The sequence below is a fragment of the Stenotrophomonas maltophilia group sp. msm4 genome (assembly GCF_032025605.1).
Classification (GTDB): domain Bacteria; phylum Pseudomonadota; class Gammaproteobacteria; order Xanthomonadales; family Xanthomonadaceae; genus Stenotrophomonas; species Stenotrophomonas sepilia.
Genome location: NZ_JAVSKK010000002.1, coordinates 98882 through 113353, shown reverse-complemented (window position 1 = coordinate 113353; position 14472 = coordinate 98882). Strand labels below are relative to the sequence as shown.

Sequence of the window (14472 nt, the reverse complement as noted above, 5' to 3'; positions counted from 1 at the left end):
GGGTGCCGACCTTGGTCGGCACGCTGTCCCCGGCAAATCTGACGAAAAATTGAATTTCGGCCTCGGCCGGGTTCTGCGAGGATGTGTGGGTCGACCACCCACACGCTCCGTGAAGGCAGGACTCCGACCATGTCGCTCTTCGGCTACACCCGTGCCGGCCAGACGCCGGGCGCACCGCGCAAGCATTCCCCCCTGCTCTGGATCGCGCTGATCGCGCTCATCCTGGGTACCGTGGCGCTGGCCTTCGCCTGGCTGGCCGGCTGGATGGGCGACCGCCTCACCGCGCAGCGCTTCACCGACACCATCGAGGCCACCGGCCCGGCCCATCCGGGCTTCCGCCGTGCACACAGCAAGGGCATCTGCGTAAGCGGCTGGTTCGAACCCAGCGCGCAGGCCCCTACCCTGTCCAGTGCCCGGGTGTTCTCGCAGACACGTGTGCCGGTGATGGGCCGCCTGTCAATCGGTGGCGGCGACCCCTACGGCGCCGACAACACCGCACGCGTGCGCAGCCTGGCGGTGCAGATGGTCAGCGATGATGGCCAGGAATGGCGCATGGCGATGAACAGCTTCCCGTTCTTCGCGGTACCCACGGCCGAGGCGTTCTACGAGCAGACGCGCGCCTCGATTCCCGACCCGGCCACCGGCAAGCCGGACCCGCAGAAGATGGCGGCAGTGCTGGCGAAATACCCCAGTGCGCAGGCGTTCCAGCAGTGGGCGAAGACAGCGCCATGGACCAGCAGCTGGGCCGACACCACTTTCAACAGCGTCAACAGTTTCTGGTTCACCAATGCGCAGGGCCAGAAGCGTGCGGTGCGCTGGCGCTGGCAGCCGCTGGCGCAGGTGGTGGAGATGGATGCGGAAGCGCGCAAGCAGGCCAGCGTCGATTTCCTCAGCCAGGAACTGCAGCAGCGCCTGGCCAACGGCCCGGTGCGCTGGAACCTGGTCGTGACCACCGCCGAGCCCGGCGATGCCATCGATGATCCGTCGGTACCGTGGCCCGAGTCGCGTGACCAGGTAGTGGCGGGCGTACTCAGCCTGGACCGCATGCAGTCGCAGGAAGAAGGCGCCTGCGGCCAGATCAACTTCGATCCGCTGATCCTGCCCAGTGGGGTGCGCGGCAGTAATGATCCGATCCTGGCGGCCCGCTCGGCGGTGTACTCGCAGTCCTTCAACCGCCGTGAACGCGAGCGCGCCGCCGGCAATGTCGAACAACCGAAGGAGGCCGCACGATGAGCACCGGCAACGGCCACTTCAACCTGCTGGCGCGGGTGCTGCACTGGTCCATGGCGCTGATGATCGTCGCCATGCTGTTCATCGGCGTGACCATGGTCGCCTCGCTGCACCTGCGTCCCGCGCTGATCGACCTGCACCGCCCGCTGGGCATCGCGATCCTGTTGCTGGCGCTGCTGCGCCTGTACAACCGGCTGCGCCATCGCCCACCGGCGCTGCCTGCCGACCTGCCGGTCTGGCAGGGGGTAGCGGCCAAGGCCTCGCACTGGGTGCTGTACGCGCTGATGCTGGCGATGCCGTTGATCGGCTGGGCGATGCTGTCGGCCGGCGGATACCCGATCGTGCTGTGGGGTGGATTCCACCTGCCATCGATCGTTCCGCACACCCCGGCGCTGTATGCCGCGCTGCGCAATGCGCACAGCCTGCTGGCCTATGTGTTGTTCGCCACGGTGCTGATGCATGTGGGTGCGGCGTTGTTCCACCTGTGGGTGCGGCGGGACGGGGTGTTCCAGGCGATGGCGCGCGGGAAGGATTGAAAGGATTCGCCGGGCGTTCCCGGCGGATTGTTTCCGCGACCGCGGGGGGGTGTCACTTTTCTTTTCGCGCGAAAAGAAAAGTAACCAAAAGAAACGCGCCGCCAGAGCGCGAGCCGGTGCTGCGCACCGGTGCCCTGTGCTTCTCGGTGAATCAGGGGCGAAGAGGCGCCGGTGTTTGAGCGCAGCGAGTTCCCGCGCCGTACCTCGACGGACCGAGGAGCGCAGGGCACCGGCGTGCGAAGCACGCCGGCTCGCGGCCGGCGGAGCGTTTCTTTGGTTACTTTCTTTGCGCGCAAAGAAAGTGACACCTCTCCACAGGCGCGGAAATGATCCGCCGGGCAGCGCCCGGCGCTACCAGTGCGTCGGCGCACGCCCCTACAACCACCCTTTCTGCCGCGCCAGCCGGTACGCCTCAATGCGATTGGCCACGCCCAGCTTGCTGATGCACTCGGACAGATAGTTGCGCACCGTGCCGTGCGACAGCCCCAACTGCTCGGCGATCTCGCTGGCGGTACGGCCCTCGCCCGCCAGCCGCAGCACGCGGCGCTCGCGGTCGGTCAGCGGGTCGGCCTGCGACCACGCATCCAGTGCCAGCTGCGGGTCGATCGCACGGATGCCCTGCTTGACCTTGCGCAGTGCCTCGGCCAGGTTCTCAGCCGGTGCGTCCTTCAGCAGGTAGCCCAGCACGCCGGCTTCCAGCGCGCGGCGCAGGAAACCTGCGCGGGCGAAGGTGGTCACGATCACCACCTTGATCGGCAGCTCGTGACGCGCGATGCGCTGTGCAAGCTCCAACCCGGACAGGCCCGGCATCTCGATGTCGGTCACCAGGATGTCCGGCTGCAGCTGCTGCAGCATGCGCCACGCGGTTTCGCCGTCGGCGGCGCTGCCCAGCACTTCGATATCCGCTTCCAGGCCCAGCAGCGCCGACAGTGCGCCGCGTACCATCGCCTGGTCTTCGGCCAGCAGGATGCGGATCATGCGGCACCGTCCTGCACCAGCGACGGCGGCACGCCTGGCGGCAGCGGTGTGGTCGCAGCGGCCAGCGGCACGCGCACGGTCAACACCGTGCCCTCGCCCTTTGCGGACTGCACCTGCAGGCTTCCACCCAGGGCGGCCACGCGTTCGCGCATGCCGCACAACCCATTGCCCTCGGCCTGCACGCCGCCACGACCATCGTCGCGGATCTGCATCGCCAGCATGCTTCCCTCCAGCATGAACTCCACCCGTGCCTGCGTCGCCTGTGCATGGCGCACGATATTGGTCGCGGCCTCGCGCAGCACCAGTGCCAGCCCGCGTTCGACATCCACCGGCATCGCCGGTGGTGGTGCGTACTGAAGGTGGACCTGCTGGCACTCCAGCAGCAGCCGCGCCGATGCCAGCTCGCCGGCCAGGTCGCTGGCGCGGATACCGGTGACCGCACTTCGGACCTGCGCCAGCGCCTCGCGGGCGATGGCCTCGGCCTCGCCGATCTCCTGCCGCGCGCGTGCATCACCGCGGTCCTGCAGCTTGCGCGCCAGTTCCAGCTTCAACGTGATCAGCGACAGGGTGTGGCCGAGCAGGTCGTGCAGGTCGCGGCCGATGCGTTCGCGCTCGGCGGTGGCTGCTAGCCGCCGCACCTCGTCCTGTGAAAGCTGCAGTGCCGCATCCTTCTGCTGGTTGAGTGCCTCCACGTTCACGACCAGGCCGACGATATAGGACACGGCGGGGATCCAGACCAGGCTCTGCCACGGGTACTGGAACAGCAGGGCGAGGCTGCAGAACAGGAGGTTCAGACCAGTGAGCTGCAGCAGATACTGCCACCAGCCGCCGCGACCGCTCACCCGCAGCAGCACGCAGCCGAACACGAAGTAGGTCAGCCCGGACGGGTACCAGGGCAGCAGCACCAGCGACATCGCGATCAGGCCCAGGGCATAACGCGGGGCGTGATGGCGCGGCGCCACCATCACCTTGGCGTACAGCAGCAGGAACACCGGATAGCTGGCCAGCGTCAACAGCAGCCAGCGCAGGGTGAAGCCATGGCCAAGCAAGGGCGTCAGGAAGATCCACACTGACCACAGCAGGTGGATTACCTCGCCCCAGGGGGACTTTCCCCGGCGCAGCGTCTCGGCCACCGCCGAGTCCGGCGCGGGGCGCAGCAGCGAGGCAAGCCAGATGGACGGCACGGGCGGTTCCAGGCGGGGACGATCGCCGCCGATCATGCCAGTTCAGCCGCCTGCGCGCAGGCGCCACCGTCGGCTGGGCGGCACCGGCGCAACCGGGCGCAGATCACGGTACGCTTGGCGGCGCCGCTGCGGCGGGCCGGCAATGGGGCGATCGGATCCATGGGCAGTACCGGTAGCGGGAACGTTGCCATCCTGTGCCGCCGTGGTCACATTTCGCAGTTGCCGCCGTCAGTGTCATCGGATGACAGCTGTCACTGCCGTCTTCGCTGTGCCTGCCTTCATGCTGTGCCGCACGCTCCACCGCCGGAACCGCCGTCGTCCGCGCTTCCGGCCACACCCGCCCGAACGCATGTGATGGAACGAATGAACGCTTCTGCCGAGCTGTTGAAGGAACTCCGTATCGACCGCAAATCTCCCCCGCCGGCCTCCGGAGGCAATGGCGGTGGCCGCCGCGGGTTGTGGATCGCGATCATCGTGGTCGTGCTGCTGGTCGCCGCGGCCGTGGCCTACCTGTTCGGCCGCGCACCGGCCGTAGAGGTGGAAACCGCTCCCGCCGTGGCCATCCAGCAGGGCAGCGCCAGCAGCTCGGTGCTCGACGCCAGTGGCTACGTGGTCGCCCGGCGCATGGCCACGGTATCGGCCAAGATCACCGGCAAGGTGCGCGAGGTGATGATCGAAGAAGGCATGCGGGTCGAGGCTGGCCAGGTGATGGCCACGCTCGACCCGATCGATGCCGACGCGCAGCGCAGCCTGTACGCCTCGCAGCTGCAGGCCGCACGCAGCCAGGTCGCCGGGCTGGAGGCGCAGCAGAGGCAGGCCGCCGCCGAAGCCAGCCGCCTGCAGGCGCTGGTTGGCCAGCAGCTGGTCTCGCGCTCGCAGTACGACCAGGCCGTGGCCCAGCGCGACAGCCTGCGTGCGCAGCTGGATACCGCGCAGCGCAACGTCGAGGTTGCCAACGATCAGCTGGCCATCGCCGATCTGGGCGTGGACAACAACATCGTGCGCGCGCCGTTCTCCGGCGTGGTCACCGCCAAGGCGGCGCAGCCCGGCGAGATCGTTTCGCCGCTGTCGGCGGGTGGTGGGTTCACCCGTACCGGCATCGGCACCATCGTGGACATGGACTCGCTGGAGATCGAAGTGGAGGTCGGCGAGGCCTTCATCGGCCGCGTGCAGCCGAAGATGCCGGTGGAAGCCACGCTCAACGCCTACCCGGAATGGAAGATTCCCGGCGAGGTGATCGCCATCATCCCCACCGCCGACCGCGGCAAGGCCACGGTGAAGGTGCGCGTGGCGCTGAAGGTGAAAGACCCGCGCATCGTGCCGGAGATGGGCGTGCGGGTCAGCTTCCTGGAACAGGCGCAGCCGCAGGCGGCCGCCAAGCCGCAGGGCGTGCGCGTGCCGGGCGGCGCCGTGGTCCAGCGCGACGGTGCCTCGGTGGCCTTCGTGCTGGGTGACGGGAACCGCGTTCAGCAGCGCACGGTCGAGGCCGGCCAGGCGATGGGCAAGGACCGCCAGATCCTCAAGGGCGTGAGCGCAGGTGAGCCGGTGGTGGTGAACCCACCCGACACCCTGCGCGATGGCGCCAAGGTGCAACAGAAACAAGCGCAGTAACGGCCTGGCGCCCGTGGGCGCGGCCGGCAGCATCGCTCGACGCACGCCTGCGGCCACCGCAGGTGCGCTTCCCCGTTTCCCGCTTCCCGTGGAGAACCACCCATGTCGACCCTGGTTTCACTGCGCAACATCACCAAGACCTACCAGCGTGGCCCCGAGCAAGTGCAGGTGCTGCACGGCATCGACCTGGACATCGCCAGCGGCGACTTCGTTGCGCTGATGGGCCCGTCCGGTTCGGGCAAGACCACCCTGCTCAACCTGATCGGCGGCCTGGACAGCCCCACTGGCGGCGAGATCAGCATCGAGGGCGAGCGCATCGACCAGATGAGTGGCGGCCAGCTGTCGACCTGGCGCAGCCACCATGTCGGCTTCGTGTTCCAGTTCTACAACCTGATGCCGATGCTGACCGCGCAGAAGAACGTGGAACTGCCGCTGCTGCTGACCCACCTCAGCGCGGCGCAGCGCCGCCGCAATGCCGAGATCGCGCTCACCCTGGTCGGCCTGGCCGACCGCCGCAGCCACCGCCCGAATGAACTGTCAGGCGGCCAGCAGCAGCGCGTGGCAATCGCCCGCGCGATCGTCTCCGACCCGACCTTCCTGATCTGCGACGAACCGACCGGCGACCTCGACCGCCAATCGGCCGAGGAGATCCTCGGCCTGCTGCAGCAGCTCAACCGCGAGCACGGCAAGACCATCATCATGGTCACCCATGACCCGAAGGCCGCCGAGTACGCCACGCACACGGTGCACCTGGACAAGGGCGAGCTGGCCGACGCGCCGCTGGCCCACTGACGGAGGCCACAGCGATGAAATACTTCTCGTTGGTGTGGGCACAGCTGTTCCGCAGCCGTACCCGCACCCTGCTGACCCTGCTTTCGGTGGTGGCCGCGTTCCTGCTGTTCGGCATGCTCGATTCGGTGCGGGTGGCGTTCTCGTCGGGTGGCAGCGTGGAAGGTGCCAACCGGCTGATCGTGGCCTCGCGGCTGTCGATCACCCAGTCGCTGCCGATCCGGCTGGAAGCACAGGTGCGCCAGGTAGCCGGTGTCCGTGACGTGGCTTATGGCATGTGGTTTGGTGGCATCTACCAGGACCCGAAGAACTTCTTCCCGAACTTCTCGGTGTCACCCAACTACTTCGATGTCTACCGCGAGCTGCAGATCGATCCGGCACAACTGGAGGACTGGAAGCAGACCCGCACTGGCGCCATCGTCGGCGAAACCCTGGCCAAGCAGTTCGGCTGGAAGATCGGCGATACCATCCCGCTGCAGGCGACGATCTTCCCGCGTGGCGGCAGCAATGACTGGCCACTGGTGCTCAAGGGCATCTACCGCTCCAAGGACCGCGCGCTGGCCGCCAACGAAGAACGCCAGTTGATGATGAACTGGAAGTACTTCGACGAATCCAACGACTACATCAAGAACCAGGTGAGCTGGTACACGGTGACGCTGGACAACCCGGACCACTCTTCGCGGGTCGCACAGGCGATCGATGCGATCTCGGCGAACTCCGACCACGAGACCAAGACCCAGACCGAATCGGCGTTCCAGCAGGCCTTCGTCAAGCAGTTCGCGGATATCGGCATGATCGTCACCTCGATCATGGGCGCGGTGTTCTTCACCCTGCTGCTGTTGACCGGCAACACCATGGCGCAGGCCGTGCGCGAGCGCGTGCCGGAGCTGGCCACGCTGAAAACGCTGGGCTTCAAGGACAGCACCGTGCTGACCCTGGTGATGGTGGAATCGGTGCTGCTGATCGGCCTCGGTGGCCTGATCGGCATGGGCCTGGCCGCCCTGATCCTGCCGGCGATCGGCCCGAAGAGCATGGGCATGCTGCCGCCACACGTACCAACGCCGACCTGGCTGATGGGGTTGGGCCTGATCGTAGTGATCGGCATCATCGTCGGGCTGCTGCCCGCGCTGCGTGCCAAGCGCCTGAAGATCGTCGATGCACTGGCCGGCCGCTGAGGAGGATTGCAGATGAACAAGCTCAAGAAGTGGCTGGGCAACGGCGTAACCGTGCTGCTGCTTGCGATCGGCCTGGTGTTGTGGATCGGGCTGCCTTGGTTTGGCGTGCTGGCCGTGGCCGTGCTGGTAACGCTGTGGCTGCTGCTGACCCGCGGTGGACGGCTGGCGTTGGCCGCCACCCGCATCGGCGTGGCCAGCCTGCCGCAACGCTGGGGCGCGTCCTCGGTGATCGTGGTCGGCATTGCCGGCGTGGTCGGCGTGCTGGTGGCGATGCTGGCGATGGGCGAAGGCTTCCAGGCCACGCTCAACAACACCGGTGATGACACCACTGCCATCGTGCTGCGCGGTGGCTCGCAGGCCGAGACCAACTCGGTGATCACCCGCGAGCAGGTACCGATGCTGTCCACCCTGCCCGGCATCAGCCGCGATGCGCAGGGCCGGCCGTTGTTGTCACCAGAGCTGTCGCAGGTGGTCAACCTGGTGTCCAAGTCCGATGGCACCGACGTCAACGCCCAGTTCCGCGGCGTCGGCCCGCAGGCGTGGGCGGTGCATGACAAGGTCAGGATCGTCGAGGGCCGCAAGTTCGCCACCGGGCTGCGCGAGATCGTGGTCGGCCAGGGCGCCAAGGGCCAGTTCCGCGACATGGAGGTCGGCAGGACGCTGACGCTGGGCAACCAGACCTGGACCGTGGTCGGTGTGTTCGCCACTGGCGATGCGCATGATTCGGAACTGTGGACCGACGCCGATACGCTGGCCACCACCTACCAGCGCAGTGCCTGGCAGTCGATCAGCGTGCGTACCGATGGCAAGGCCGGCTTCGATCAGTTCAAGGCGGCCGTCGCTGCCGACCCACGCCTGAAGCTGGACGTGGAAACCACCCGCGTCTACTACAGCAAGCAGGGCGGCGGGCTGACCAAGCTGATCGACATCCTGGGCAAGGTGATCGGCACGATCATGGCGGTCGGTGCGGTGTTCGGCGCGCTCAACACCATGTATGCGGCCGTGGCCACGCGCGCCCGCGAAATCGCCACCATGCGTGCGATCGGCTTCCGCGGCCTGCCGGTGGTGACGGCGGTGATGCTGGAAACGATGCTGTTGGCGCTGCTCGGTGGCCTGCTCGGCTGTGCGGTTGCATGGCTGCTGTTCAATGGCTACAGCGTGTCCACCATCGGCAGCAACTTCAGCGCGGTGGTGTTCAAGTTCCACGTATCACCGGAACTGCTGTGGACCGGCCTGAAATGGGCACTGGGCATCGGCCTGGTCGGCGGCCTGTTCCCGGCGCTGCGCGCGGCGCGTTTGCCGATCACTACGGCGCTGCGCGAAACCTGAGCATCATGCAGCGGTGGACTGCGCATCACGCAGGGGGACGGAGCGAAGGCTCCGTCCCTTTTTCGTTGCTGAACTCAGGCATCCATCGCCGCAACATCGGATGGTGGGTGCCGCAGGGCCAAATGCCGGCGAACAGCCTCCTCCGGCGCGTACGCCGTGCCCAGCGCGTGCTGCTCACCCGTATGCCTGTCGACGAAGATCGGGCCATTGCCGGCCAGTGCGTCCGAGATCTCGCCGGATTGCAGGTAGCGCAGCGACTGGAAGCAGAACAGCCAGCCTTCGACCATCTCATGCTCGTGCGTGATGCAACCGGCTCATCGTCGCTGGCAAGTGCAGCCTGCACGCGACGGCGTGCTTCGTCGAGCTGGATCATTCCTTCGTCTCTTGTTTTCGATGACAGCGCGAAGAGCATTTCATGCGGGTGGATGCATCGCAACGGATAGGCACCTGCGTACAAGTGCGCACTGCGGCGTGTTGTCACAACCGCTCAAGCGTGGCGGTTCTGTGCCGCTATCGATGCCTCTACTCATCGCAAACGCAGCGCGCGTGACGCTGCGCACAGTGCATCTGTGGATTGTTGGTTGCGATTCATCTTCGCGCACTTCCAGCGGCGTCGAGACAAACAGTTACGAATGGAAACATTCTAGAATCGCGCCCCCCACGTTGGTTTGCAGCACCCCACGCGCCCATAGAACGGGCGCATGTTTTTACTGAAACACGAGATTTCACGGATGTCCCTGAAAACCAATCCGCTGCGCAACGCGATCGTCATCGCGCTGGCCGCCAGCTGCACCACCCCCGCCTTCGCACAGAGCGCCGGCGATACCCCGACCAACCTCGACCGCATCGAAATCACCGGCTCGCGCATCCGCCAGGCCAGTGTCGAAACCGCACAGCCGGTGGTCGCGCTCAACCGCGCCGAGATCGAGAAGAAGGGTTACGTCAACGTCGCCGACATCCTGCAGGACATTCCTGCCGCCGGGGCGCCGAGCATGAGCCGCGCCTCGTCGCTGACTTCTTCGCGCGATTTCGGCGGCATGTACGTCAGCCTGCGCAACCTTGGCCCGGAACGCAGCCTGGTGCTGATCGACGGCCGCCGCATGGGCGTCAGCGCCGGCGGCTACTCCGACCTGGCCTCGATCCCGTCGTCCATCGTCGAGCGCGTGGAAGTGCTGACCGACGGCGCCTCCGCGCTGTACGGCTCCGATGCCATCGCCGGTGTGGTCAACATCATCACCCGCAAGAATTTCGATGGTGGCGAAGCCAGCGTCTATGTCGGCCAGTACGGCCAGGGTGACGGCCAGAAGCGCGCATACAGTACAACTTTCGGCAAGACCTTCGAGCGCGGCTGGTTCAGCGTGGGCGCCGAGCGCACCAAGGAAGACGAGGTGCTGGGCAAGGACCGCGAGTTCAGCCGTTACACCAACGGCCCGCGCCACCCGAACGATGGCCTCAACGGCAACACGCCGTGGGGCTACGTCACCGTCGGTGGCAAGAACCTGACCGTGGGTCCGGGCGGCGACCCGAGCAAGGCCGGCAACTTCCATGCGCCGGACCCGGCCGATGGTGCCAACACCAAGTCGAACATGAGCCTGCTGACCGGCCTGGAGCGCACCTCGGTGTTCGCCAACGGTGGCTTCTCGATCACCGACAACCTGCGCATCGTCGCCGACGCGCTGTACAGCAAGCGCGAGTCGACCAAGCACCTGGCCGGCTACCCGTACTCGGTCAGCGCCGCGCAGGCCCGCAATGGCAGCCGTGCCGCCCTGTCCAAGGACAGCGCGTTCAACCTGTGGGGCCAGGATGCGCTGTTCGCGCACCGCACCGAGGAACTGCCGCGCGGCACCGAGAACAACCTGGAAACCAAGCGCGCCAGCATCGGCCTGGAAGGCAGCTTCGAAACCGGTTCGCGGTACTGGGACTGGAACATCAACTACATGTACAACCGCAACGAAGGCGAGCGCATCGGTACCGGCAGCATGTACCAGCCGCACGTCAACCTGGCCGTCGGCCCGTCCTTCATGGACGGCAACGTGGCCCGTTGCGGTGCGCCGGGCGCGGTGATCACCGGCTGCGTGCCGTGGAACCCGGCCGCCCCGATGGGTTACACCGGCCCGGGCTCGCTGAGCAACCAGGACGTGCAGGACTACCTGTTCACCCGCTTCGTCGACAAGATGCAGAGCACCACCAAGGTTGCCAGCGGCAACATCTCCGGTTCGCTGTTCACCCTGCCGGCCGGCGACATCCTGGCCGCGATGGGCTTCGAGCACCGCAGCGAGGAGGCCAGCTACACGCCGGACATGAAGGTGCAGAAAGGCGAGATCGCCGGCACCAGCGGCCAGCCGACCCGCGGCAACTACTCGCTCAACGAGGTCTACCTGGAACTGCAGGTGCCGCTGCTGGCCGACCTGCCGTTCGCCCGCGAACTGTCGCTGGACGTGGCCGGTCGCTACTCGGACTACAACAACTTCGGTTCCACCACCAACAGCAAGTTCGGCCTGAAGTGGAAGCCGATCGACAGCCTGCTGGTGCGCGCCACCTACGGCACCGGCTTCCGTGCGCCGACCGTGGATGACCTGTACGGCGGCACCGTCAGCAGCCGCGACTCGTTCACCGACCCGTGCGATACCTCCTTCGGCACCGCCGCCACCAGCCCGGCCGTCGCTGCCCGTTGCCAGGCGCTGAAGGTGCCGGCCAACTTCCGCCAGCTCAACAGCGATGGCAGCGTGGCCACCAAGCCCGGCCAGCAGGCCACCACCGATTTCAGCTCGGGTTCCAACCCGGACCTGAAGCCGGAAACCGCCAAGACCTGGACCGTGGGCCTGGTCTACAGCCCGGACTTCGTGCAGGGCCTGGACGTCAGCCTGGACTGGTGGAAGATCCGCATCGACAACGCCATCGTCGGTGAGTCGGCCACCAACATCCTGGAACAGTGCTACGTGCAGGGTTCGGATGCTGCCTGTGGCCGCTTCACCCGTGGCAGCAACGGCCAGGTCAACTCGCTGGACCGCTCGCTGGTCAACGCGGGCTACCGCGAAACTGCCGGCTATGACATCAACGTGCGTTACCGCCTGCCGGAAACCGCGTTCGGCAAGTTCGCCGTCAACTGGAACACCACCTACACCGATTACCTGGAGCAGCGCAACGACAGCGCCGCCACCACCCCGGTGGAACAGCGTACCGGTTGGGCGGGCGACTTCCGCGTGCGCTCCACCTTCAACCTGGATTGGCAGTATGGCGACCTCGGCATCGGCTGGACCGCGCGCTACTACTCCAGCATGAAGGAGAAGTGCTCGTACATGGACGAGTGCAACATGCCGGGCTTCAACTCGTCGTACACCAGCGCCTCGCCGACCAACAGGGTGGGCTCCAACACCTTCCACGACCTGCAGGTGCGCTACAGCCTGCCGTGGGATGGCACCGTGTCGCTGGGCGTGAACAACGTGTTCAACCACCAGGGCCCGATCATGTACAGCCAGCCGAACAGCAGCTTCACCTACTACGGTGGCTTCGACATCGGCCGCTTCATGTACATGAAGTACCAGCAGCGCTTCTAAGCCTGCAACCGCGTTCCCGCCACGGCCATCCCTCTCTCCTGGCCGTGGATGGAAGCAGAACGGCGCCCCTCGGGGCGCCGTTCTTTTTTTCGTGGAAGCGGGGTCGGATCCCCGCCGGCGCTAGCGCTTGGCGCGCATCGCGCGCAGGTTGTCGCCGACGAACAGCACCAGGCCGGCCCAGATCGCTGCAAACCCGATCGCCTTGGCAGTGTCGAATGCCTCATGGAAGAAGAACACACCCAGCAGCAGCTGCAGGCTCGGCGCGATGTACTGCAGGATGCCGACCAGCGACAGCGGAATGCGCTTCACGCCATAGGCGAAGCCGATCAGCGGTACGGCGGTGACCGCGCCGCCGAAGATCAGCAGCAGGTCGTTGCGCCAGCCCCAACCATGGAAGAACGCACCGCCGTGGCCGTTCTCGGCCCAGATCGCAAACGCCAGCGCCGGCAGGAACAGGTACATGCTCTCCACGCCGAGGCCGGCCACCGGGTCGACCGAGACCAGCTTGCGCAGCAGGCCATACAGGCCGAACGAACAGGCCAGGCCCAGCGCGATCCACGGTGGCGTACCTGCATCGATGGTCAGCCAGGCCACGCCCACCGCCGCCATTGCCACCGCTACCCACTGCAGCCGGCGCAGCCGTTCCTTCAGCACCAGCACGCCCAGCAGCACGTTCACCAGCGGGTTGATGAAGTAGCCCAGGCTGGTCTCGATGACATGACCGGCGTTGACCGCCCAGATGTACAGGCCCCAGTTGAACGCGATGGTCAGGCTCGACACCAGCAGGATCGGCAGCGCGCGCGGCTGCGCGGCGATCTTCCGCCACCAGCCCAGGCGCGCACTGATCAACAGCCAACCCAGCACCAGCACCGTGCTCCAGATGATGCGGTGGGCGATGATCTGGAACGAGGGCACCTCGTTGAGCAGGTGCCAATAGACCGGCACCAGGCCCCAGATCACGAAGGTGGATGCGGTGACCAGCAGGCCCCGGCGTTGTTCTTTCTCGTCCATGCTCACTTCTTTCTCGTCCTTGCCATTGTCAGCACCACCACACCCAGAAGAATCACCGCCATCGCCAGCAGGTCGCGCCAACCGAAGCGCTCACCGTTGAGCAGCGCGCCCAGCAGCACCGCGATCACCGGATTGACATACGCGTAGCTGCCCGCGAGCGCCGGGCGCACGTTCTGCAGCAGCCACACGTAGGCAGTGAACGCGACGATGGAGCCGAACACGCACAGATAAGCCATTGCCAGCAGGCCACCGGTATCGGGCAGCGTGGTCGGGCGCTCGCCCACCGCCAGGCCGATCAGCACCAGCAGCACGCCGCCGCAGATCATCTGCCCGGCCGCGGTCATGAACGGGCCCGGCAGGTCCAGGCCGCGTGCCCACACAGAACCGAACGCCCAGCCGATCGGCGCGATCAGCAGCAGCACCAGCCCGGTCGGCGAGCCGGTCAGGCTGCTGCCGGCGTTGAGCCAGACCACGCCGAGCAAGCCGATGGCGATGCCCAGCCACTCACCACGGCTGGCATGTTGCCCGCGCAGCGCCGAGAACAGCGCCATCCACAGCGGCACCGAGGCCACCGCCGTGGCGGCCAGGCCCGAGGACACCTCGCGCTCGGCCAGCACCACCATGCCGTTGCCCAGCACCAGCATGGTCACGCCCATGATGACCAGGTTGCGCCACTGCCGCAGCGTCGGGTTCGGCAGCTTCCAGAACAGGCGCAAGGCCAGGAACATCAGGCCGCCGGCAATGATGAAGCGGCTGCCGGAGACCATCGTCAGCGGCAGTGCGCCGCCGTGCAGGGCCTTGGCGATGCCCAGATAGGTCGAGCCCCAGACCACGTAGACCAGCAGCAGTGCCAGCGCGACAAGGCCACCCCGGGGGGCAGCCGCAGACGAAGAGGGGGGAGCCGACATGACACACCAGGGAGCCGGGGGAAGGCGGATTCTAGGACGTTTTGAGTATGGTCCGGGACCCCATACGGTGGCACGCTGTCATCCATCCATGCACCCTGCTCTGGTCTGCTACCCCGTGTTGACGGCCGATGCAGTACCAAGAAGGCTGCCCGGCCGCGCCGCCC

The 14472-nt window shown here is 66.7% G+C and carries 13 protein-coding genes; 7 read left to right on the top strand and 6 right to left on the bottom strand.

Annotation, left to right across the window (positions count from 1 at the left end; genetic code table 11):
* Positions 1-129 precede the first annotated feature (129 nt).
* On the top strand, positions 130-1233 hold the full coding sequence (locus ROV93_RS09625) for a catalase family peroxidase (protein ID WP_072168718.1): 1104 nt from the start codon (positions 130-132) through the stop codon (positions 1231-1233).
* Positions 1230-1766, top strand: coding sequence for a cytochrome b (locus ROV93_RS09620; RefSeq protein WP_072168719.1), 537 nt, complete (start codon positions 1230-1232; stop codon positions 1764-1766). The genes ROV93_RS09625 and ROV93_RS09620 overlap by 4 nt, the downstream gene beginning before the upstream one ends.
* A gap of 375 nt (positions 1767-2141) precedes the next feature.
* Here the strand turns inward: ROV93_RS09620 and ROV93_RS09615 are convergent, their stop codons facing one another.
* Genes ROV93_RS09615 through ROV93_RS09605 form a run of 3 tightly spaced genes read right to left on the bottom strand, consistent with a single transcriptional unit; the run spans position 2142 to position 4089 of the window.
* On the bottom strand, positions 2142-2744 hold the full coding sequence (locus ROV93_RS09615; protein WP_312539543.1) for a response regulator transcription factor: 603 nt from the start codon (positions 2742-2744) through the stop codon (positions 2142-2144).
* The gene (locus ROV93_RS09610; protein ID WP_072168720.1) at positions 2741-3964 is read right to left on the bottom strand and encodes a sensor histidine kinase; all 1224 of its coding nucleotides are present in this window, start codon (positions 3962-3964) and stop codon (positions 2741-2743) included. The genes ROV93_RS09615 and ROV93_RS09610 overlap by 4 nt, the downstream gene beginning before the upstream one ends.
* Positions 3961-4089, bottom strand: a complete 129-nt coding sequence (locus ROV93_RS09605) for a hypothetical protein (RefSeq protein WP_258012601.1) — start codon at positions 4087-4089, stop codon at positions 3961-3963. Before ROV93_RS09605 ends, ROV93_RS09610 begins: the two co-directional genes overlap by 4 nt.
* A 202-nt stretch (positions 4090-4291) precedes the next feature.
* Here ROV93_RS09605 and ROV93_RS09600 point away from each other — a divergent pair, with 202 nt between their 5' ends.
* The 4 genes from ROV93_RS09600 to ROV93_RS09585 all read left to right on the top strand — a co-directional run bounded on the left by ROV93_RS09600 (position 4292) and on the right by ROV93_RS09585 (position 8832).
* Positions 4292-5539 (top strand): efflux RND transporter periplasmic adaptor subunit, encoded by a 1248-nt coding sequence (locus tag ROV93_RS09600; RefSeq protein WP_072168721.1) that lies wholly within the window; start codon positions 4292-4294, stop codon positions 5537-5539.
* Positions 5540-5641: 102 nt separating this feature from the next.
* On the top strand, positions 5642-6331 hold the full coding sequence (locus ROV93_RS09595) for an ABC transporter ATP-binding protein (protein WP_005420572.1): 690 nt from the start codon (positions 5642-5644) through the stop codon (positions 6329-6331).
* Positions 6332-6345: 14 nt separating this feature from the next.
* Positions 6346-7503, top strand: a complete 1158-nt coding sequence (locus tag ROV93_RS09590; protein ID WP_072168722.1) for an ABC transporter permease — start codon at positions 6346-6348, stop codon at positions 7501-7503.
* 12 nt (positions 7504-7515) lie between these two features.
* Complete coding sequence (locus tag ROV93_RS09585) at positions 7516-8832, top strand: ABC transporter permease (RefSeq protein ID WP_065178983.1); 1317 nt, start codon at positions 7516-7518, stop codon at positions 8830-8832.
* Positions 8833-8906: 74 nt separating this feature from the next.
* Here the strand turns inward: ROV93_RS09585 and ROV93_RS09580 are convergent, their stop codons facing one another.
* Positions 8907-9119 (bottom strand): YrhB domain-containing protein, encoded by a 213-nt coding sequence (locus tag ROV93_RS09580; RefSeq protein ID WP_231114006.1) that lies wholly within the window; start codon positions 9117-9119, stop codon positions 8907-8909.
* Between the two features lie 444 nt (positions 9120-9563).
* On the opposite strand from ROV93_RS09580, the gene ROV93_RS09575 reads away from it, so the two are divergent.
* Positions 9564-12389, top strand: a complete 2826-nt coding sequence (locus ROV93_RS09575; RefSeq protein WP_072168723.1) for a TonB-dependent receptor — start codon at positions 9564-9566, stop codon at positions 12387-12389.
* Between the two features lie 120 nt (positions 12390-12509).
* On the opposite strand, the gene rarD is transcribed toward ROV93_RS09575, so the two are convergent.
* Together rarD and yedA are read right to left on the bottom strand one after the other, a co-directional pair.
* On the bottom strand, positions 12510-13406 hold the full coding sequence (gene rarD / locus ROV93_RS09570; protein WP_072168724.1) for an EamA family transporter RarD: 897 nt from the start codon (positions 13404-13406) through the stop codon (positions 12510-12512).
* A complete protein-coding gene (yedA, locus tag ROV93_RS09565) occupies positions 13403-14308 on the bottom strand; it encodes a drug/metabolite exporter YedA (RefSeq protein ID WP_072168725.1) in 906 nt (301 codons plus the stop codon). The genes rarD and yedA overlap by 4 nt, the downstream gene beginning before the upstream one ends.
* Between the last annotated feature and the right edge of the window lie 164 nt (positions 14309-14472).

What these genes read in the sequence shown, in the direction of transcription:
- yedA (WP_072168725.1), bottom strand. Translation starts at nt 14,308, where the DNA reads ATGTCGGCTCCCCCCTCTTCGTCTGCGGCTGCCCCCCGGGGTGGCCTT.
- ROV93_RS09605 (WP_258012601.1), bottom strand. Translation starts at nt 4,089, where the DNA reads ATGGATCCGATCGCCCCATTGCCGGCCCGCCGCAGCGGCGCCGCCAAG.
- ROV93_RS09595 (WP_005420572.1), top strand. Translation starts at nt 5,642, where the DNA reads ATGTCGACCCTGGTTTCACTGCGCAACATCACCAAGACCTACCAGCGT.
- ROV93_RS09590 (WP_072168722.1), top strand. Translation starts at nt 6,346, where the DNA reads ATGAAATACTTCTCGTTGGTGTGGGCACAGCTGTTCCGCAGCCGTACC.
- ROV93_RS09575 (WP_072168723.1), top strand. Translation starts at nt 9,564, where the DNA reads ATGTCCCTGAAAACCAATCCGCTGCGCAACGCGATCGTCATCGCGCTG.
- ROV93_RS09615 (WP_312539543.1), bottom strand. Translation starts at nt 2,744, where the DNA reads ATGATCCGCATCCTGCTGGCCGAAGACCAGGCGATGGTACGCGGCGCA.
- ROV93_RS09585 (WP_065178983.1), top strand. Translation starts at nt 7,516, where the DNA reads ATGAACAAGCTCAAGAAGTGGCTGGGCAACGGCGTAACCGTGCTGCTG.
- ROV93_RS09580 (WP_231114006.1), bottom strand. Translation starts at nt 9,119, where the DNA reads ATGGTCGAAGGCTGGCTGTTCTGCTTCCAGTCGCTGCGCTACCTGCAA.
- ROV93_RS09620 (WP_072168719.1), top strand. Translation starts at nt 1,230, where the DNA reads ATGAGCACCGGCAACGGCCACTTCAACCTGCTGGCGCGGGTGCTGCAC.
- ROV93_RS09600 (WP_072168721.1), top strand. Translation starts at nt 4,292, where the DNA reads ATGAACGCTTCTGCCGAGCTGTTGAAGGAACTCCGTATCGACCGCAAA.
- ROV93_RS09625 (WP_072168718.1), top strand. Translation starts at nt 130, where the DNA reads ATGTCGCTCTTCGGCTACACCCGTGCCGGCCAGACGCCGGGCGCACCG.
- ROV93_RS09610 (WP_072168720.1), bottom strand. Translation starts at nt 3,964, where the DNA reads ATGATCGGCGGCGATCGTCCCCGCCTGGAACCGCCCGTGCCGTCCATC.